General features: G+C 58.6%; 18 protein-coding genes (1 of these 18 running past the window's edge). 3 read left to right on the top strand and 15 right to left on the bottom strand.

The genetic code is table 11. The annotated features are described in order from the left end of the window. Positions 1-80: 80 nt before the first annotated feature. Positions 81-689 (top strand): LysE family translocator, encoded by a 609-nt coding sequence (locus MME58_RS16580; RefSeq protein WP_055005352.1) that lies wholly within the window; start codon positions 81-83, stop codon positions 687-689. A gap of 8 nt (positions 690-697) precedes the next feature. Here the strand turns inward: MME58_RS16580 and ssuE are convergent, their stop codons facing one another. The 13 genes from ssuE to MME58_RS16515 all read right to left on the bottom strand — a co-directional run bounded on the left by ssuE (position 698) and on the right by MME58_RS16515 (position 15665). Beyond that, complete coding sequence (gene ssuE, locus MME58_RS16575) at positions 698-1279, bottom strand: NADPH-dependent FMN reductase (RefSeq protein WP_054986491.1); 582 nt, start codon at positions 1277-1279, stop codon at positions 698-700. A gap of 197 nt (positions 1280-1476) precedes the next feature. After that, on the bottom strand, positions 1477-2565 hold the full coding sequence (locus tag MME58_RS16570; protein WP_055005351.1) for a polysaccharide biosynthesis/export family protein: 1089 nt from the start codon (positions 2563-2565) through the stop codon (positions 1477-1479). An 81-nt stretch (positions 2566-2646) separates the two neighbouring features. Continuing rightward, a complete protein-coding gene (locus MME58_RS16565; protein WP_055005350.1) occupies positions 2647-4056 on the bottom strand; it encodes an undecaprenyl-phosphate glucose phosphotransferase in 1410 nt (469 codons plus the stop codon). Between the two features lie 13 nt (positions 4057-4069). After that, positions 4070-5299: a glycosyltransferase family 4 protein gene (locus MME58_RS16560; RefSeq protein ID WP_055005349.1), complete on the bottom strand. Its 1230-nt coding sequence runs from the start codon at positions 5297-5299 to the stop codon at positions 4070-4072. Between the two features lie 73 nt (positions 5300-5372). After that, positions 5373-6488: a glycosyltransferase family 4 protein gene (locus tag MME58_RS16555; RefSeq protein WP_055005348.1), complete on the bottom strand. Its 1116-nt coding sequence runs from the start codon at positions 6486-6488 to the stop codon at positions 5373-5375. 89 nt (positions 6489-6577) lie between these two features. After that, positions 6578-7783, bottom strand: a complete 1206-nt coding sequence (locus MME58_RS16550) for a glycosyltransferase family 4 protein (protein WP_054987585.1) — start codon at positions 7781-7783, stop codon at positions 6578-6580. Next, positions 7780-8781: a glycosyltransferase gene (locus MME58_RS16545; RefSeq protein WP_054987586.1), complete on the bottom strand. Its 1002-nt coding sequence runs from the start codon at positions 8779-8781 to the stop codon at positions 7780-7782. Before MME58_RS16545 ends, MME58_RS16550 begins: the two co-directional genes overlap by 4 nt. 88 nt (positions 8782-8869) lie before the next feature. Continuing rightward, complete coding sequence (rfaH, locus tag MME58_RS16540; RefSeq protein ID WP_054987587.1) at positions 8870-9382, bottom strand: transcription/translation regulatory transformer protein RfaH; 513 nt, start codon at positions 9380-9382, stop codon at positions 8870-8872. 52 nt (positions 9383-9434) lie between these two features. Beyond that, positions 9435-11642, bottom strand: a complete 2208-nt coding sequence (locus tag MME58_RS16535) for a polysaccharide biosynthesis tyrosine autokinase (protein WP_241409103.1) — start codon at positions 11640-11642, stop codon at positions 9435-9437. Then, positions 11643-12095, bottom strand: a complete 453-nt coding sequence (locus MME58_RS16530) for a low molecular weight protein-tyrosine-phosphatase (RefSeq protein ID WP_054987588.1) — start codon at positions 12093-12095, stop codon at positions 11643-11645. Beyond that, positions 12085-13020 carry a glycosyltransferase family 2 protein gene (locus MME58_RS16525; protein WP_054987589.1) on the bottom strand — a complete coding sequence of 312 codons (936 nt, stop codon included), beginning with the start codon at positions 13018-13020 and terminating at the stop codon, positions 12085-12087. Before MME58_RS16525 ends, MME58_RS16530 begins: the two co-directional genes overlap by 11 nt. A 3-nt stretch (positions 13021-13023) precedes the next feature. Further along, positions 13024-14538: a lipopolysaccharide biosynthesis protein gene (locus tag MME58_RS16520; protein WP_055005347.1), complete on the bottom strand. Its 1515-nt coding sequence runs from the start codon at positions 14536-14538 to the stop codon at positions 13024-13026. Between the two features lie 5 nt (positions 14539-14543). Then, entirely contained in the window at positions 14544-15665 is a 1122-nt protein-coding gene (locus MME58_RS16515) for a DegT/DnrJ/EryC1/StrS family aminotransferase (protein ID WP_055005346.1), read from the bottom strand. Positions 15666-16249: 584 nt separating this feature from the next. Between MME58_RS16515 and MME58_RS16510 the strand changes: the two genes are divergently transcribed. Together MME58_RS16510 and MME58_RS16505 are read left to right on the top strand one after the other, a co-directional pair. Then, the gene (locus MME58_RS16510) at positions 16250-17440 is read left to right on the top strand and encodes a cysteine desulfurase family protein (protein ID WP_055005345.1); all 1191 of its coding nucleotides are present in this window, start codon (positions 16250-16252) and stop codon (positions 17438-17440) included. A 57-nt stretch (positions 17441-17497) separates the two neighbouring features. Further along, complete coding sequence (locus MME58_RS16505) at positions 17498-19306, top strand: aminopeptidase P family protein (protein WP_054987593.1); 1809 nt, start codon at positions 17498-17500, stop codon at positions 19304-19306. Between the two features lie 31 nt (positions 19307-19337). On the opposite strand, the gene MME58_RS16500 is transcribed toward MME58_RS16505, so the two are convergent. Both MME58_RS16500 and rhtA read right to left on the bottom strand, forming a co-directional pair. After that, complete coding sequence (locus MME58_RS16500; protein ID WP_054987594.1) at positions 19338-19652, bottom strand: hypothetical protein; 315 nt, start codon at positions 19650-19652, stop codon at positions 19338-19340. Positions 19653-19827: 175 nt separating this feature from the next. After that, positions 19828-20377 carry the 3' portion of a threonine/homoserine exporter RhtA gene (rhtA, locus tag MME58_RS16495; RefSeq protein ID WP_054987595.1) on the bottom strand. It continues 338 nt past the right edge of the window, so 550 of the gene's 888 nt are visible here — the last part of the coding sequence; its start codon lies off the right edge, out of view; the stop codon is at positions 19828-19830.

Raw genomic sequence — 20377 nt, 5'->3', positions numbered from 1 at the left:
ATTAACAGTCAACTGTCCGTGTGTTTCCTCTGCCGCTTTCGATAGGGTGAGTACCTGACTCACTGATCCGGACAGGCTGTATGGTGCTCTCTTTCGATTTGCTTCTTGCGTTCACACTCTTCGCGTTCGTCACCTCGATAACTCCCGGCCCGAACAATATGATGCTGCTGGCCTCCGGCGTGAATTTCGGTTTCAGCCGCACCCTGCCGCATATGCTCGGCATCAGCATCGGCTTTTTCGTATTGGTGCTGGCCGTCGGCTTCGGTCTGGGCAGTGTGTTCAAGGCGTGGCCCGTTCTCTACACGATCCTGCGCTACGTGGGGGCCGCTTACCTTCTGTACCTGGCCTGGAAAATTGCCACCTCAAAACCTGCTTCCGATGAGGTCGACAGCCAGGGCAAACCGCTGGGCTTCATGAGCGCCGCGCTGTTTCAATGGGTCAATCCCAAGGCGTGGATCATGGCAATCGGAGCTATCAGTACTTACACGCCGATGCAGGGCTATTTCTACAATGTGGTGGTAATTTCGGCGGTGTTTGCGCTGATCAACCTGCCCAGCGTGGGCATCTGGACAGGTTTTGGCAGCTTGCTGCGCAACGTTTTGCGCGAACCGCTGGGGCTGCGTCTTTTCAACGGGGTGATGGCCTTGCTATTGGTGGCCTCGCTGTATCCGCTGTTTGTCGAGCACTGAGTCCGGGGCTATAAAGCCAGTTGCAAATGCCCGCCCGCCTGTTTATGACGAGCCTGCAAGCGTCGTTGCAGGCCGTGATGGAAGTGTTCCAGCCCCTCATGCAGGCGCTCTGTGAGAATTTCGTCCAGCGTTCCGCCTTCTTCATTGTCGTCGTAAGTGATCTGCGTATCGATGGCGAAGATGCCGTGCAGCACTTCCTGAGACTTGAGGGCAGACAGTACCGGTTTGAGTGCGTAATCCACAGCCAGCATGTGCGCAATGCTGCCGCCGGTGGCCAGCGGCAAGACCACTTTGCCATGCAGCGCGCGTTCGGGCAGCAAGTCGAGCAGGGTTTTCAGCGCGCCTGAAAATGACGCCTTGTAGACCGGCGTGCCGATCAGCAGGCCATCGGCCTGCCTGACCGCTTCGATAAATTCCAGGACTTGCGGGCTGTCGAAACGGGCAAAAAGCAGGTCCTCGGCATTGAAGTCACGTATGCGCAACGTGGTGACTTCAACTCCGTGGTTCTGTAACCAGCGGCTGGCATGGGCCAGTACGACGCCAGAACGAGATTTGGGCGAGGGACTGCCTGAAAGTGAAACAACGAGCATGTGGGATTTCCTTGCGATAAGCGTGAAACTGTAAAGCAGCTTGTGTGCCAGCCTCCCCGAGGCAGGGCGATTGCCCCGCAGACAATGGCCCTGGGTGCGTTTTTGTAAACGGGATGAGAGGTCGACGTGCTGATGCAAACGTTGCCAACTGTTGAACGGCTGTTGCTCTGGCAACAGTCCGGCGCTTGACCCAAGGGTCAGTTGCGGAAGGCTGCACCGGTCTGCACCACGCTGGCCGATCCGAGCAACTGGCTGATGAACCGGCTCCAGCGGGTGATGTCGGCGGGACCGACGAATACCACGTCCTGCGCCTTGAGCTCGAACTGCCCCGCCAACAGGTAGGCTGTGGGCTTTTTCGCGTTGAGGTGGTAAACGGTGGAGGTGGCTTCGGCAAAGTTTTCCGCACCGCGTATTACGTAGACTGCATCGCCGTCCGCACTGTCCGGGTTTAGTCCGCCGGAATTTCCCAGCGCCTCCAGCAGCGTCAGTCGGGTGGTGCCGAAGGAGATCACTTGCGGATTACGCACTTCACCCAGCACGTAGATCTTGTTTCGCGAATTGCTGTTCAGGTGCAGGTAATCGCCGTCCTTGAGGAAGATCCTGCTCAGTTGCGAGTCCTTGCGGTTGAGCGAGTCGATGTCGATCAGGTAGTCCCTGCCGTCGCGACGCAGGGTCAGTCCGGCCAGGTTGGCATCGGTCAGGTCTACACCTGCAACGCTCACCGCCTGCACCAGGCTCAAGGGAATATTGGTAATCGGTTGCGGGCCGGGGACCTTGAAAGAACCGGACAGAAGTATTCGCTGGCTGTTGTAGCGCAGCACTTTTACGTCGACCTTGACCTCGGTGTATTGCGGTGCCAGCCCCATGCGCAGCTGCTCGCGGACCTCGCTGACCGTTCTGCCGCTCGCACGGATCCTTCCGACATAGGGAAAGTAGAGTGTGCCATCGTTGAGCACTTCCCGGGTGTTGGCATCCAGTTGGTCCTGCGAGCCTGGCGCTGTCAGTTCCGGGTGTTCGAACACGGTGACCAGCAAGGTGTCTCCCGCGCCAATCACGTATTCCGGGGTTTTGTAGTCAAGCAGCGCCTGCGGCAGTGCCTTGGCCTCTGCCGTTGCGCGCAGTTGCTGTTGCTGCAGGCTTTTCGGTGTGACCTCGATCAACTGCGCACGTGGCTCGTCTGCCTTGCCGGTAGTGACGTCGTCCGGCGTCATGTGCTGCCCGGGGGCGAATGCACAGCCTTGCAGCGCCAGGCTGGTGAGCAGTAAGGCAACTAACGTTGGATTCATTGCGTTTTTCCTTTCATGGCATTGCTCCTTTCTTTGAGCGCACCGAGGGTGCCCGGCGCGTTTTTTCACTCAGATGCCGCCTTAGAAGGCGTTCTTGTTGACGAACCCTTTGAGCAGTGTCAGCAGGATGATTTTGAGGTCCAGCCAGATCGACCAGTGTTCGATGTATTCCAGGTCGAACTCGACGCGCATGCGCATCTTGTCGAGTGTGTCGGTCTCCCCGCGCCAGCCGTTGATCTGCGCCCAGCCGGTAATGCCGGGCTTGACCTTGTGGCGCAACATGTAGCCGCTGACCTGCTTGCGGTACTGTTCGTTGTGCGCAATGGCATGAGGGCGCGGGCCGACAATGGACATGTCGCCGTGCAACACGTTGAAGAACTGCGGCAGTTCATCCAGCGAGGTGCGCCGTAAAAAGGCACCCAGCGGCGTCACCCGTGCATCGTTGCGTGTGGCCTGAAGCACCAGATCGGCGTTTTCCTGGACGTTCATGCTGCGGAATTTCCAGACCATGATCGAGCGGCCGTCCAGCCCGTAGCGACGCTGACGGAACAGTACCGGGCCCTCGGAAGTGAGCTTGATAGCTGCAGCGATGGCCAGCAGCGGCAGAGCGATCAACAGCAGAATCAGACAGGACAGGACGATGTCTTCGGCGCGCTTGACCAGGCTCCAGGCACCGTCCATGGGCGAGTCGAAGATGCTGATGCTGGCCAGGCCATTGATGCTCTCACTGCGCGCATGCAGCAGGTCAAACATAAACACGTCCGGAATCAGGTATACCGAGGCGGTGGTATCACTCAAGCCGGTAATCAGCTCGCGTAATTGCGGCTCGGCGCTGAAGGCAAGGGTGATGTACACCTTGTCGATCCGGCCCGCGCGGGCATCTTCGATCAACTGATCCAGGTCGCCGAGCACAGGCAGGCGACGTTTTCCGGTCTGCAGATTCATTTGCTGCGGGTGCGCATCGTAAAAACCCAGCAGGGTCAGCCCCATCCACGGCGCAAGGGAAATGGAGCGGGCCAGTCGTTCCCCTACCTGACCCGTCCCGACGATGGCCACCCGGCGCGTATTGAAGCCATGCCGACGCAGCGTGTGCAGGGCCAGGCGGATCAGCAGCCGGTAGCCGCACAGCACCCCAAGCGCCAACGCGAACCAGCTCATCTGGGCGTTATCGGGTAATTGCGTCTGGTTGAGCAGCAGGCTGTTCAGTAACAGCAGGGTGATGAACGTCATCGACCAGTAACTGAAGACTTTGCTCAGTTCGCGCAGTATGCGTTCGCCACGCCACGAGCCGTACAGCTGGTGATATTCGCTGATCCAGTGAAAGACCAGCACCGCCAGGACGATGTGTGACCAGGCCCGGGTGCTGTCGGCGACGGTCAGCCCGGTTTGCCAGTAACCGATCAGCACGATAATGATCAGATCCAGCAGGCGATGAGCGAGGGAAAGCGTTGACTGATGGGCATGCAGAATGCCGCGTACGGAAGTGCGCATTGGGGGAGCTCGCTCAGACGGTTTTTATCGGGACGACACGGCCTGGCAGTTCGCTGCCCAGGACGGGCGATGGCTGCACAATCCGGTTTGTGTGGGGCAGGCGGGCCAGATGCACCAGATGTGACGTGGCCAAGCGGTTTTCGACGAAGGCTTTTATCTCCTGTTCGAAGCGCTCCACCGAAAACCGTTCGGCATTGGCGCGGCAGGCCTCTGGCGCAATGCGTGACTGCGCTGCCTCGAATTCGCCGATAGCGGCGATCAGCGATGCTGCGGTCTGCTGCCGGTAAAACACGCCGGTCGGTTGCGGGTGCTCCAGACCGTGCACGGTCTCCATGACGCCACCCTTGCCGAACGCGATCACCGGCGTGCCGCAGGCTTGAGCCTCTACCGGGCTGATACCAAAATCCTCTTCTGCCGCGAAGACAAACGCCTTGGCGCTGCGCATGTGCGCCAGCAAGACTGCGCCAGGCTGGAACCCCAGCAGCGTTACGTTGGACACCCGGCTGGCAATCGCCTGCGCCTTGGCCAGGTCCGGCCCGTCGCCGATCATGATCAGGCGTTTGTCTGGCATGGCGGCAAACGCTTCGACGATCATCGGCATGCGTTTATAGGGCACCATGCGCGAGGCGCACAGATAGAAGTCCCCGCGCGCGCCGTCGGGGGTAAACCCGAGCGTGTCCACCGGCGGATAGATAACCGTGGAGTCACGGCGATACGCCTTGGAGATGCGTGCGCCGATAAAGCCTGAATTGGCAATGAACGCATCCACGCCGGTCGATGTGCGCTGGTCCCACAGGCGAATGTAATGCAGGATCAGGCGTGCCAGGCTGCCCTTGATTCCCTTGTCCAGCCCCGACTCGTGGAGATACTGGTGCTGCAAGTCCCAGGCGTAGCGGATTGGCGAGTGCACATAGCTGATGTGCAGTTGGTCAGGGCCGCAGAGCACGCCCTTGGCCACCGCATGGCTGCTGCTGATGATCAGGTCATAACCGGACAGGTCCAGTTGCTCGATGGCCAGCGGCATCAGTGGCAAGTAGCGTGGATAGTGGTTGCGTGCACCGGGCAGTTTCTGGATGAACGTCGTTCTGGCGACCTTGCCGCGCAGATGCGTTCGGTCCTGATCGCTGAGAAAGTCGATGACCGCAAACAGGTCCGCATCGGGCCAGACGTTGATCAGTGAAGCAAGCACGCGCTCGGCACCGGAGTAACTCACCAGCCAGTCGTGGACGATAGCAATTCTCATGGGTGTTCCTTGCTGTAAGGGCCCGCGCTACTGCGGATGCGGCAGGGCGCATCCTGGCGTTACTGTGGTGGGTTCAGGGTTTGCCGGTGAACGATTCGGCAGCGTTATGCCGCTTGCTTCTCAACGCAGGAGAGGACGCCAGCAACGCATCGATACGCTGGGAAAGACGCTGCGCAGAAAGGTCCCAGGAAAAACGCTGCACGTTATGCAATCCCTGAACCTGCAGCGCGTTGCGCAACGGCGCGTCAATCAGCATGCGTTGCATGGCTGCGGCCATGTGGCTGACGTCCAGTGGGTCGAAATACAGTGCACTGCCCTGCAGGACTTCGGGGATCGACGCGGCGTTGGCCGCCAGCACCGGGCAGCCACAAGCCTGGGCTTCAAGCGGCGGAATACCGAACCCCTCGTAAAGCGAGGGAAACACGAACGCTGTCGCGCCCTGATATTGCGCGATCAACTCGGCGTCGTTGAGTCGCCCCAGAAAACGGATGCGCGGGTCACGGCAGGCGAGACGTTGCAGGTCAGGGTCGGCAAACAGCGCGCTCGCCGCACCGACAATATGCAGTTGCAGGTCGGCGTGACCACGCAGGCTTAGAAATGCCTGAATCATCCTGTTGAAATTCTTGTGCACGGCGGGCGACGAAACTGCCAGCAGGTATTTCGGTTGATCGACAAATGTCGTACCTGGCTTGAACTCGTCACTGACCGCGGCGGGCACGACCAGTACCTTGTCCTCGGCGTAGCCATAGAACGAGGCTATTTCACCCCGAGAGAAGCTGCTGCCGGTGATCAGGGTTCTGGCGCGTGACAGGAGTATCGGCGTGATGGTCCGATAGGCCAGCCGGAACAGCCGGGTATAGCTTTGCGGGTAGCGCACGTAGTTAATGTCATGGTGAGTCGCTATCTGGTTGCCATAGAACATCGGCCCCGTGTTGCTGATCGAGATCAGCAGCGGGCTGCCCTGACGTTTCAGATGAAGCGGCAGATCGATCTGTTCCCACACATGGCCGGTGGAATGTCCGATGCGCTGCGCCTGCAGCGCATTGGCACAGTCGTGCAGCTTGATGTTGTGCGGGGCGACGAAGACCAGATCGTCGCGCAGTCGTTTTAGCGCTCTGCACATCTGCTCTGCATAGCGCTGCACCCCACTGACATCCTGGGTAAGAAACCGTGAATTGATGACAATCATCTCAAGCATCCTGCTGATGAGGGGAGCTGGCTGGTGCCAGGTTCTGTCCTTGAACGTCGTAAACAGGGCGGGTTGCGCCCTTCGTCACACTACGTGCTGCATTCCATAAGCGTCTGGGCAAAAATGCTTTCGTACTGGTCGAGCATCAGGTCCAGGTTCATCAACGACGCGACACTGTTGCGTGCCTGGCTGCTCAGACGTGCCAGCAGTTCGGGCTGCTGGTGCAGCTTGAGCATTGCCAGCCCCAGTGAATCCGGGTCATCGGGGCTGCACAGCAGGCCATTGAGCGGGTCCTGAATGATTTCCGTCAGCCCGCCCATGCGGCTGGCGATGACCGGCAGCGAGTGGGCGCAGGCCTCGACGGCCACCATGCCGAACGGCTCATTCCACAGGGATGGAACGATTGCCACGTCGATCTGGCGGTAGAAGTCTTCTGGCCTCTGCACGCCGACGAAACGAATGTTCGGTGATGTTGCCATGGTCCTGAAGCGCTTTTCGTCAGTCGATTGTCCGCGCCCGGCAATCTGCAGCGTGGACTTGAACGGCAGGTGCTGGAACTGATCGATCAACCATCCCAGCCCCTTGTTTGCCGACAGTGTGCCCAGATAGCCGAAACGTAAGGGGGCGTCATCGCCGGTTGCTCTGGGCTGCCCGGACATCGGCGCTGTGAACGGGCTGGCGTTATGCACCACATAGCCCCGCGCGCCCTTGAAATAGCCCTGTGCCTGCAGGGTGTCGAGCATGAACCGGCTGACACCTACGACCGTGCTGACCTGTTCTGACTGCTGTGCATGGTTGCTGCGCAACTGCGTGCACATCGTGCACTGGCGCTGACAGCTGTGCCCCTTCTTGAACATGGTGCTGGCAGGGCAGAGCAGGTAGAAGTCATGCAGAACCTGCACGATCGGGCGATTGGCAGCGGTTATTTCGTCCCACGCCGACACCGACCAACCGGTCAGGTTATGGCACACCACCAGCTCCGGCTGCTCCAGTTCAATTACCCTTGCGACGTACTCGCGCATGCCCGCGTTGTAGCGATCACGCCAGTGCCAGGCAAGCCGCGCCAGACGACCCGGACGTTGGGTCATGAAGTGCCAGTACCGGTTAAGCAGGCCGGCACGATAGACCTTGACTCTATTGACCTCTGCCAGCTGCAGACCGGGGCGGTCTGTGGTGGTCAGTACCGCAACGCTGTGTCCGCGTTGCTGCAAGCCCTCGACGGTACGCTGCAGAATGATTTCCGCGCCGCCGCCTATGTCGGGTGCATAGAGGCTGCTGATAAAGAGGATTTTCATAGTGGGTGGGCCTTGTTCAGGCCCAGCGCGCTGGCTTCCCCTTCGCGAATGGCGTTGTTGAGCAGGCTCAACCGTGCGGTGACGCCGCAACGCCATGCATACAGGCTCAACAGACAAAGAAATATCCGGCGATTGAGCCGGTAGATCAGTGTGGAGGACGCCCAGACGTGCCTGTCGAACCAGGCCTGATTGCGTGCGGCGTAGTAGGCACGCAGATCCGATCCGCCCAACAGGTAGTTTTCGTAGACATTTCGGGTGCGTGCCTTGATGTTCCAGGAGTCTTCCAGATCATCCAGCAACGCTTCGGGTATCAGCGATAACGTCCCGCCACCGTCGGTAATGCGCCAGGTGTACTCGGTGTCGTCGCTGTACAGGATGAGTGCGTCCAGTGGCAGGCCGATCTTCTCGTACAGGCTGCGATGGGCCAGCAATCCGCCATAGGTGGCGAACGGTAGCTGTACCCGCTCCGGCATTGACAGGCTCGCACGGGGCTTTCCCCAAGGCAGGCGTCGCCAGATTTTGTACGGCAACTGGGCAATGTGGAAACCGAAGAAGCTTGATCGCCTCTGGATTGCGTAACGCAGCGGTACGCCAGCGGCGATGTCCGCCTGATGCGTGGGGCGAAAGCCGAGCACTGCGCAGTTGTCGCTGCCGTCGATTGTCTGCCGTTCATGCAGCGCCCGGTGCAGCACTTCAATGGCATTGGCGGTTGGCGCGTTATCGTCGTCCATGAGCCAGACGTATTCGTCGCCTTTCTCCAGTGCGGCCTTGATGCCTGTCGCATAGCCGATGGCCGAGCCGGTGTTGTGGGGCAGCCTGATCACCTGAACCTGATCCGGCCACTCGTCGCACAGCGCCTGCAACGGCGCGACTGAGGCGTTGCTGACAATGATCACACGGGCAATCAGCGGGCTCTTCAGCGAGCGGTTGATCAATGTGTGCAGATAGCTGGAACGATCACCATAGGTGAGCGTCACCAGAGTGGTCTGGTGGGGCATGGCGCGGTTCCGGGGCTGATGAAATAGGCTGCGGTTGCCTGTTTTCAGGCACCTTTCGCGTGGCAGTTTCATACGCGGGCGGCGAGGCTTATGCGCGTGCTTCGATGCGCAACAGGCTGCTGATGGGCAACACCACCTTTTGCTGGCGTTGCAGCATGTTGAGCAGAATCACCGCGCGTTCAGTGCCATCTTCAGCCAGAAATATGGCTTCCACGTCACTCCAGTTGCCGGTTGTGATCATCACTGGCTCGCCCTGAATAAATCGTACTTTGGGCGCGGGCGTCGAGAGTCGCTGGCGGATCTGTTCGATCAGATGATCGCGTACCGGCACCGGTTGGCCGCCGAACGTCACAATGCGCGAGACGCCGCGCGTGGAGCGAATCGGATACCAGTTGTCCTGCACCTGATCCATGCGGATGAACAGGTAACCGGGGAACAACGGCTCGCCGGCCAGAGCTCTTGCGCCGGTTCGCTTCACGTTGGCGTGCAAGGGTCGGTAACACTCGAAATGCTGACGGCACAGATGTTCTTCGGCACGGGCTTCCTGGCGGGGTTTGGTCTGGATCAGGTACCAGCGAGCATTCTGGTCGGACAGTGACATGGTTAATTCCTTTTAAATGAACAGCCCGGTTAACGACAGGCATTACTCCGGGCTAGCGGGGTGCAGGGTGGTAGTTGTAGCCGTAAGCCGCGCAGTCGTAATCGGACGTCGTGGCCTTGCGCACCACTGCATTGAAGATGGCACCCTTGATCAGAATTCCGTTCTGGCCCAGACGCCGTTTGCAGGCTTCGATCTCCTGAACGGTGGTCATGCCAAAGCGTGCCACCAGCAGACAGGTGCCTGCCTGACGACCCACCAGTGTCGCGTCAGTCACGGCAAGGACAGGTGGCGTATCGATCAGAATCAGGTCATACAGCGGCGACAGTTCGGCAAGCATCTTGTGAAAGTTGTCATGCATCAGCAATTCCGAGGGGTTGGGGGCCGCGAAGCCGCAGGAGATGAAATCCAGATGCCGGACCCGTGTCTGGTTGATGACATCGGTACAGCGCAAGCGGGCGGCCAGTGTGTCGGACAGGCCGTGTTTGGGTTGCAGACCTAAAACGCGATGCAGGTAGCCTTTGCGCATATCGGCATCGATCAGCAGGACCCGCTTGCCGGTCTGGGCAATGATGGTTGCCAGATTGCTCGATACAAACGACTTGCCGGCACTTGGCGTCGGGCTCGATATCATCAGCACGTTGTTACGTGCTTCAAGCATGGCGAAATGCAGGCTGGTGCGTAGACTTCGCAATGACTCGATGGCCAGCTCGCTGGGCGCAGCAATGCTCAGCAGCCTTGATTCCTTGCTGTCTGGAGTACGCTTCTCGAGGCGCTCCTGCTGGCGCGAGTGCGGCAGCGATGCATAGACCGGCATGCCCAGACTTTCGATGGTTTCGGCGCTCTCGATGCCACGATAGAAGGCCTGACGTATGAAAACGATGATCATGGCGACCAGCGCGCCGATCAGCGTGGCCAGCGACACAATCAGTGTCTTCATCGGTTTGACGGGTTTTTCGACGTTGGTGTCGGCATTGTCGATGACCCGCACGTTGCCGATGTTGCCCGCGCGCAGAATGTCCTGCTCCTGGCTTTTGTTGAGCATCAGTGTGTAGGTCTGACTGATGACTTGCATGTCGCGGGTCAGGCGCAACAATTCCTGCTGGGTCATGGGCAGCGCGTCGATTTTCTTCAGCAGGCCTTGTTTCTGCTGCTCCAGCTGGTTCATCTGGCTCATCAGGCTGCGATAGGTCGGGTGCTCACGGGTGTACAGCCGTTCCAGCTCGACGCGCCTGAGTTTCAGTTCGGAAAGCATCGAGTCGAGGCTGACCACCTGATCGAGCACGCCTTTGGTTTCGATGCTCAGATCGACCGATCTGGCGCTGGTCTGGAACGTATTCAGCGCGGCTTCCGATTCCTCCAGCTGCTTGCGCACCGCGGGCAACTGGGAGCGCAGAAACTGCAGGCGCTGGGCGGCCTCGGCAGAACTGCGCTCGACGTTCTGGCGCACATACAGGTGGCTGACCTCATCGAGAATCCGGTTGGCCCGCTGCGCATTCTGGTCTTCGATGGACAAATAGATGATGCCCGAATCCCTGCCAGCCTCGGCGATCTTCAGGCGGTTCTGATAGACCAGTGCGGTGCTGAGCGTGCGCTGTCTGGAGAGGCTGAAGTTAGTACCGGGGCGCGCCAGCAGCGTTGCGACCTGAATCCTGATCCCGTTGCCCTCGACAACGCGGTTGGTCGTGCCGCCAAGCAGCAGATTGTGTTCGTTGTCGTACAGCGAGAACTGGCCCGGCCTGCCTGCGGTCAGGGTAAGTTTTTCGCCCAGCAGGTATTCCGGCACTTCCAGTTGAAACACATCGATTTTTTCGCCACCCCAGGCGTAGTGTGTCAGGCCGAATAAAGGCTCTGCCAGCTCACCGTCGCGCAACGGCTTGAAGGTGCGGTACAGATAGGGACCGATCACTGGAAAGAAATCAGGTGTCTGAAGCGTATTGAGCTTCAGATCGTCGACCACCTTGCCCAGCAGTGCGCGTGACTTGATCAACTCGATCTCGGTGGTCGCCTGCGACACTGAGAGTGGTTTGGCGCTGACCTCCGGAGTGCCTTCGATGCCGATTTTTCTGGGCTCTATCTGAATCATGGCGGTGGCCTGATACACCGGCGTGGCGAGAATGGCATAAGCCAGACCCGCCAGAAAAAACAGGCCGACGGTCCACGCGATCAGGGTCTTGTGGTCGAACAGCATCCGCAGAAGAGTTGCCAGATCGATCCGCGAGTCCTGTTGGAAATCCAGGGATGGACGGTTCATGACGGTCATTTATCCTGTTGCTCCTGACTGAAAATGAGGAAGCCAGTCGTCTATGCAGCGCGAGAGCTGCACGTAGGTCCGTTCAAAAGCGGAGGCAGGCCGTCGATAAGGGTCAGCTACGTCGAGCGGCTGCTGCCATTGACCGATCAGAAAGGCTTTGCCGCGTACTTCGGGGGCGAGGTCGAGAACGTCGGAAAAATGCGCTTGCTCCATCAGCAGAATCAGATCCGCCTGGCGCAGCAGTTCGCGATTCATCTGGCGCGCGGCATGCCGCTGAGGTTGCACCTTGTGCGACTGGAGAACCGCCCGCGCCGCCGGGTCGATGGAGCAGCCCGACAGCGCAGCAATGCCTGCCGACTGAACACGCACCTGCGTCGCTTCCAGGCGCTGCTGCAGCATTGCAGCGGCCATCGGGCTGCGGCAGATGTTGCCGACACATATCACCAGCACGCTACTGAACATGAGATTTGCTCGTGGTCGGCAACAGGCGTCTGCCCAGGTTGACGAGCACGTTGCTTGCCACTTTCCACAATGTCTGCAGCTTGTGGCGGGGTGCGAGTGCGGCCAGCGACAGGCACACCGTCTGCATCAGGAAGTGTTCGTACAGAGACTGATTGCCCAGGCGGTTGTAATAATTGGCCAGGCTCGAGCAGGTCTGCAGGTTCATGTGCAGCTTGCGTTTGTCGCTGCGCATGGAAAACACCCCGCCGGGGTGCATGCGATAGGCGGCGGGCTTGATCTGCGCCATGAATTTGCCTTTGCCGTAGGCACCCAGCAACGACCACCAGCACATATCGTTCAGCGGTGCGTTGCACAGGCTCAATTCAGGCGGCAGCGTGCTGAACACATTGCGAAAGCAAACAGTGAGCGTTGAAAGGCGCCTGGCCTGTTGCAGCTCCAGCGCCGTAGCGTCGGTACGCAAAGAGCCTTGCAGTTGCACGCCATATTGACCGTGCTCGTCAAAGGCGAACGCATCGTGGTAGGTGATGACGTAATCAGGATGACGTTCGAGAAAGTCCACTTGCAGTTGCAGTTTTCGCGGATCAGTCCAGTAGTCGTCGGCTTCGCAGTAGGCGATGTAACGGCCGCGAGCTTCGGCAAACAGACCCGGAACGCAAGGTGCGCCCTGGCGGTACTGATTGACCTGCTGATAGAAGGGCCGAATGATCGCCGGATGCCGCTCGGCATAGTGCGCAATGATGCAGGCAGTACCGTCTGTGGACGCATCGTCGTTGATCAGGATTTCGAAGTTGAAATCGGTCTGCTGTGACAGGAACCCATCCAGCGCCTGAGCAACAAAGGCCTCCTGGTTGTAGGCGGGGCAGATGATGCTCAACAACGGCGGTTCCAGGCGGGGCTCGCCGGTATTTTTTGCAGTGTCGTCCATGGCTCAAGTACTCGGTTTACTGAACAAAACGTAGATTTTCGACGCCAGCGGCCTGTGGCTTGCCGCTACCAGTGTCAGGGTGACGATTCCGCTGGCGGCGAGTGCGAGAAACAGGCTGCCACGGCTTTCATCGGCAATCAGGCGGAACACCGGCGAGCTGATCGCGAGGCCTGCGGCAGTCATCGCACTGATACGTAGGATGTCGCTCAACCATTGGCGATGAAGGCCCGGGGCCAAGTGCCGATGCACAATCGTCGGCCATATGACGAACGACGTTGCACGCAGAAAAAACCACGCCAGCGCCGCGCCGTAGACACCCTGATAATGGATCGCCAGACACATCACGGGCACGCTGATCAACGTTGAAATCAGGCTGTACCCCAGGTGCAAATGCATCCGGCCATAGGCGTATTGCAGATAGAACTGAAAAGCGCTAGCGGCCATGATTGCGCTGCCCAGTGCATACCAGCCCAGCACCGGACGACTCCAGAGCGCCGCAGCTTCATCGCCGGTCCAGGCGAGGATCAGCGGCTCGGCGTACAGGGCGATGACGGCGGCCAACGGGAATAGAAACGTACAGGCAAGGCGATTGGCCGCGAGAAACAACGCATGCATATCGTCGAGTCTCCCTTCGGCCATCAACACTGTCAGGCGCGGCAACAGCGTCTGTACCAGCGGATTGCTCAGCATCACGATGCCAGTGGCGATCAACGCGACCAGTGAAAAGTAGCCGTACTGGTCCAGCGGCAACAGATTCGACAGCAGCACCTTGTCCACCTGGGTCAGCACGATCCACAGCACTGCGCTCAGTGACAGGCTGGCAGCAAAGGGCAGAATCGGCTTGACCAATTGCCAGTCCAGACCGGTGAGCCAGTGCGGTGCAGGCATCTGTCGGCGCGCTTTTCCGGCGAAGACCAGGGTTTCGAGCAATCCAACCGCAAGCTGAAACTCAAAGAAGTCCCGAGGGTCCCGGGAAAACTGACTGACCAGCAACAACCCGCCGAAGTAGCGCAGGGTTGCAATTGATACATTGGCGGCGTTTAGCCAGCCATGCTGTTCAAGGCCCTGAATGCCGCTTTTATAAAGTGTCGAATACAGGCGCAGGGCAATGATAATGCCCATCAAGGCGATGCATTGGGCCAGCGTGTCAGGGGGCAGTGTATTGGCGTTCAGCCAGTGTGCTGCGATCCATGGGCTGGCGACATGGACCAGCAGGCCGCAGAGCATCGCCATAGGCAGAAATATCAGTTCGAACGAGCGCAGCAAGCGGCCCAGGCTTTGTTCGTGCTCGGGAGCGCCTTGCTGATGCGCCACCGCGCGCACCAGGCTGGGAGACAGTCCGGCATCCAGTAGTTGCAACCAGGCTTGCAGCAGGGTGAAGAAACCGATCAGGCCATAAGCCTCGGCACCCAGGTGGCCCAGATAAAACGGCATGATCAGAATCCCGATCAGCATTACATAGGCCTGCCCGCTGTAGTTCAGGATGGTGTTGCGAATGACGGAGCTTGTGCCAGGCATGATAGTCAGCAGACCCGTGCAACGGTGCGGGCCGGATAGCCTGCCTCCGTCGCGTCGCAGGTTTCGATCAGGGTACGGATGACTAGATCCTGTTCGCTTTTCAGCAGGCCGGGATAGATCGGCAGACACAGCACTCGTTCGCTCAATGCTCTGGACACCGGCTGGCCGGGCTGCGGCTGCAAGTATTCCAGCGTGTCGAGCGACGGATAAAAATACCGGCGAGGGTTGATCTGGCGCAGGTTGAGTGCTGTGCGCACTGTCAACAGCTGCTGCTCGTCGTGCAATGCTACCGGGTAATAGCTGTTGTTCAGTTCGCTGTCGGCTTGGGGTTTTTGCAGATCCAGACAGCTTTCCAGTGCGGATGTGTAGCGGTGAGCTATCTGCGCGCGTTCTTCAAGAATGTTGTCGATGTTGTCGAGAATGCAAAGGCCCATGGCGGCGGAGAATTCATTGAGCTTGGCATTGATGCCGATACCGTCTATCCGGTCGACCCCGGAGATACCAAAGTTGCACATCAGGTGAGCGCATGCGGCCAGTTCGTCATCGTTGGTGATGATCGCGCCGCCCTCGATGGTGTGAAACAGTTTGGTGGCATGAAAACTCAGGGTGCTGATATCGCCCTGGTTGAGCACCGACTGGCCGGCATGACGTACGGCAAACGCGTGTGCGCCGTCATAGATGACTTTGAGTCTGTGTTCGCGAGCGATGTGCTGAATAGCCTCCACGTCGCAAGGATTGCCAAATACGTGGGTGCCCACGATCGCTGTCGTGTCCTCGGCAATACTGCGTTTGATGTGGTGTGGCGAGATATTCCAGGTGTCCGGATCGATATCGGCAAAGACTGGCCGAATACCTTCCCATTGCAGTGAGCTGCTGGTCGCCACAAAACTGAATGGCGTTGTAACCGCGCTGCCGCTGAGCCCGAGAACGCGATAGGCAACCTGCAGGGCCAGGGTGCCATTGTTGGTCAGAATGATGTGTTTGATGCCCAGATAGTCCTTGAGTCGCTCCGTCAGCTCTTTGGCCAGCGGCCCGTGATTGGTCAACCAGCCGCGTGCGTAGATGCCTTCGACGTAGCGTTTGAACTGGTCGATATCACCCAGATAGGTCTTGGTCACGTTAATCATCGAAGCCTCCATGTTTCTCTGAATCGGGGGTGTCACCAAGGTGTGACCAGGCACCTGCCGCACAGGGGCGCTGCATTGCTTCAGGCAACGCTACCGCCACACCGAACGCGTTCAGTACTTTAAAAAGGGAATTGAGAGTCAACGGACGTCCGCCGATGCGTGATTAGCACCGTGGAAAAAACTGACAGCGTGGGCAGAACAGCAATCAACTTAGGCTTGATGATCCCGACGCTATGCGCAGCGGCATTTGCGTAACAACCGGAATGGGCCTGACGGTCCTATATATCGGTGGTGGTAGGGTATCTGTCAAATTATTTCGTCAGCTTTCTGTTAGGCTTTTGATAAATGGCAGGCGAGATTTGTTAACTATATGATTTATAAGGACGTCAAAAAAATACCATTATGGATGTGTATTTAAATGACACGGTAACTGTGCGTCACCACGCAGCGACAGGTCACCGGATTTTACAGCTTTCACGGGTCTTATATTCTTTTTTTGAATATCTAAATAATAATTAATAATTTTTGGTTCTATGTGGTTTGATGCATGATTGCGCTCATGGTCCGCAAGCGGGAGAGCGCGCATGAAAGAACCGGTGCTGTATTTTGATTACGCTGCAACTACACCAGTGGACGAGCGTGTCATCAAGGTCATGGTCGATTGCCTGGGTATGTCAGGCAACTTCGGTAACCCTGCGTCCAGCTCTCATGCATTCGGTCAAAACGCCCGTCTTGCGGTGGAGCTTGCCCGGGGGCAGGTTGCCCACCTGGTAGGTGCTCAGCCCTCGCAGATCATCTGGACCTCCGGCGCTACCGAATCCAGCAATCTGGCGCTTAAGGGTGTGGCCCAGGCACGCGCAAAGAGGCAAGCAGTCGCCGGAGGCGGATACGGTCATATCATCACCAGTCAGATCGAGCACAAGGCTACCCTCGATACTGCCCGACAACTTGAGGAGGAGGGCGTCGAGGTAACCTGGCTGGCACCGGACAGCGAGGGGCTGATCAGCGCCGACGCTGTCAGCGCAGCGTTGCGCGAAGATACGTTTCTGGTCTCCCTGATGCTGGTCAATAACGAACTGGGCACCCTCAACGACATCGCGGAAATCGGCAGACGGGTACGCGCTCACGGTGCGTTGTTACACGTCGACGCCGCGCAGGGCGCTGGCAAATTGCCGATTGACCTGAGCCAGCTTGCGGTAGACCTGATGTCGCTTTCTGCACACAAAATCTACGGGCCCAAAGGTATCGGCGCGCTGTATGTCGGTTCGCGTGCACAGCAGCGGGTGCTCGCCCAGATTCACGGGGGAGGGCATGAATCAGGTCTGCGCTCCGGCACCCTGGCGACCCATCAGATTGCCGGAATGGGCGCGGCCTTCGCTTTGGCAGCAGAAGTGCTCGAGGGCGAAGTTGCTGAAATACAGCGGCTCAACAGTCTCCTTTGTCGACGACTGGCCGATATTCCGGGCGTGTGTATCAACGGTAGTCTCACACAGCGGATTGCTCACACCCTCAGCTTTACGTTCACCCATAACGATCTCGACGTAGCAGCGCTGGGCAGCAGGCTCGCCTTCTCCTCCACCTCTGCCTGTAACTCGGCGAAGAACCAGCCTTCACACGTGCTGCTGGCCCTCGGGCTCAGCCCGCAGGCCGCCAGCCAGACCATACGCTTGAGCCTTGGGCGCTTCACTCGTGATCGGGATATCGAGTGTGCGGCCCAGTCCATCCGTGCTTGTCTGATTCAACCAGCGTTCTGGGCGGTTGCTCAGTCTCGATGAGTGCTCCATTATCTGAGTCGGTAAAAGCAGTCAATTTCCGGGTCAGCAGGAGAGTCAATGAGCACGCAATCCAATGCCAGTTCAGAAGTGGCAGAACGTTTGGCGCATACCCGCGTCTTGATGAGCAGGGAGCGCATCGATGCCTATCTGGTGCCGTCAGCGGATCCGCACCTCTCCGAATACCTGCCGGGCTATTGGCAGGGACGCCAATGGCTGTCGGGTTTTCATGGTTCTGTCGGTACGCTGATCATCACCCAGGACTTTGCAGGCATATGGGCTGACAGCCGCTACTGGGAGCAGGCCGCCAAGGAACTGGCCGGCAGCGGCATCGAGCTGGTGAAACTGTTGCCAGGCCAGCAAGGCCCACTGGAGTGGCTGGCAGACGAGGCCAAGGCCGAAAGTGTGGTTGCCGTTGACGGGGCGGTACTGGCCGTTGCCTCTTCGCGTACCTTGGCAAGCAGGCTTTATGCACGTGGTGCCCGGCTGCGAACAGATATAGATCTGCTTACCGAACTGTGGCAAGACCGTCCCGCTTTGCCGTCTCACCCTATCTACGAACACTTGCCTCCCCAAGCTTCTCTGGATCGTGCAGAAAAACTGGCGCGTGTCCGCCAGATCGTCGACGAGCGGAACGCTGACTGGCACTTCATTGCAACGCTGGACGACATTGCCTGGCTGTTTAATCTGCGCGGCGCTGACGTTTCCTATAATCCGGTCTTCATCGCCTTTGCCTTGATCGGTCCACAAAGCGTCACGCTGTTCGTGGACTCGAAAAAGGTGCCGGATTCGGTGCGGGCGCGTCTGGAGCGCGACGGTATCAACCTTATGGAGTACACGCAGATCGGCGCAGCCTTGCGCGAACTGCCGAAAGACGCCCGACTGCTGGTCGATCCGGCGCGGGTTACCTGCGGGCTGCTCGATTACCTGGACAGTGAAGTCACGCTGGTCGAAGGGCTTAACCCGAGCACATTACTGAAGTCGCAAAAAACCGAGGCCGATGCAGGTCACATCCGTCAGGCAATGGAGCAGGACGGCGCAGCACTCTGTGAGTTTTTCGCCTGGCTGGACAGCGCGCTGGGACGCGAACCCATCAGCGAAGTGACAATTGATGAAAAGCTGACTCAGGCGAGGGAACGGCGTCCGGGATATGTATCGCCCAGTTTCGCCACTATTGCTGGCTTCAATGCCAACGGTGCAATGCCGCATTACCGTGCGACTGAAGCCGAGCATACGCAGATAGAAGGTGATGGCTTGTTATTGATCGACTCGGGCGGTCAATATCTTGGCGGTACCACCGATATCACGCGCATGGTCGCGATCGGGACGCCGACTGCCGAGCAGAAGCAGGACTGTACGCGGGTCCTCAAAGGGGTGATCGCATTGTCGCGCACTCATTTTCCCAAGGGCATTCTGTCACCGTTGCTGGATGCCATTGCACGAGCGCCCATCTGGAGCGAAGGCGTCAACTACGGTCATGGCACCGGACATGGCGTGGGTTATTTCCTGAACGTGCACGAGGGGCCGCAGGTCATCGCCTATCAGGCACCGGCCACGCCGCAGACCGCAATGCTTCCGGGCATGATCACTTCCATCGAGCCTGGTACCTATCGGCCTGGACGCTGGGGTGTGCGTATCGAGAACCTGGTGATCAATCAGGAGGCGAGCACAACCGAATTCGGCGAATTCCTGCGCTTTGAAACCCTGACTCTGTGCCCGATTGATACCCGTTGCATCGAGGTCTCGATGCTCAACGAAGAAGAGCGCACGTGGCTGAACGACTATCACGCACAGGTCCTTGCGCGCCTGAGCCCCTTACTGCAAGGGACTGCGCTGCTGTGGCTGCAGGCCCGCACGCTTGCTGTCTGATGGCGGATAGGTAAGACGAGTTGCCGCAAGCTCAGTCCTGCGGCAACGGATTGGCCAGTGGCGTACCTTTCCGGCAGACGATGATCATGCTGCGGCTGGTATAGCCTGCCGGGTTCAGACCAAACGGATAGTCTTCCGGCTCTTCGGTCGCATCCCCGGATTTTGCAATGACCTTGAATGTCCTTGACGCACAGGCGTTGGTTGCCAGTTCATAGCATTTGGCCCAGGAGGATGTCAGTCCGGAGCAGTTGATGTGAATGCCGCGCTTGCTTTGTTTGACAGGCTTGGATGTGGCTGCACAACCTGCCACAGCCAACATGGCCAATACGATAAAAATGTATTTCATTCCTTTCCTTAGCAGGCCATTGCTGATCGCGATCCATATGGATGACTGGACCATGAGTCGGTAAAACTGTAACGCAGAACTATCGAATATGAATGTGGCAGGTGTAAACATGGCGCATGCGCGTAACAAATGCCAGTGCAGTGTCGTTTCTTGACCTTGTGAGGGGCTGGTGAGTTCAGTCGGCAGGTACCAATTGCGGTTTGGTGTTTGCAGACCCGAGTGTTGCGCCAATCGATGCGAAAATAATTGCAGCGATCGCCAGCCATTGAGTCAGTGAAAGGCTTTCGTGAAGAAACACCAGACCTGACAGCGCTGCGAAGACCGGTTCCAGGCTTGCCAGGGTGCCGAATGTACGCGCCGACATCCGCGTCAGAGCAATCATTTCCAAACTGTAGGGCAGGGCCGTCGACAGAATGGCGACACCCAGTGCTGCCGGTATCAGGGAAATGTCCAGTAACGCAGAGCCTGCATGTATTGCTCCGACAGGTCCGATAAAGAGTGCCGCGATCATCACCCCGAGCGCTGCAGTCTGTACGCCGTTGTCTGCACCGGCTTTGTGCCCGAACACTATATAAGCGGCCCAGCACACGCCGGCCCCGAGGGCGTAAGCCGCGCCGACTAGGTCAATCGCTTCGGTCGAGGCACCCAGCGGTATCAACAGCAGTAAACCGATGACTGCCAGCGAAACCCAGAGAAAATCGATGGGTTTACGCGAAGACAGCAGG

This window comes from Pseudomonas syringae pv. tagetis (assembly GCF_022557255.1).
In the GTDB taxonomy this organism is placed as follows: domain Bacteria; phylum Pseudomonadota; class Gammaproteobacteria; order Pseudomonadales; family Pseudomonadaceae; genus Aquipseudomonas; species Aquipseudomonas caricapapayae.
The sequence above is the reverse complement of the archived record's forward strand: the minus strand, read 5'-3'. Positions and strand labels throughout refer to the sequence as shown.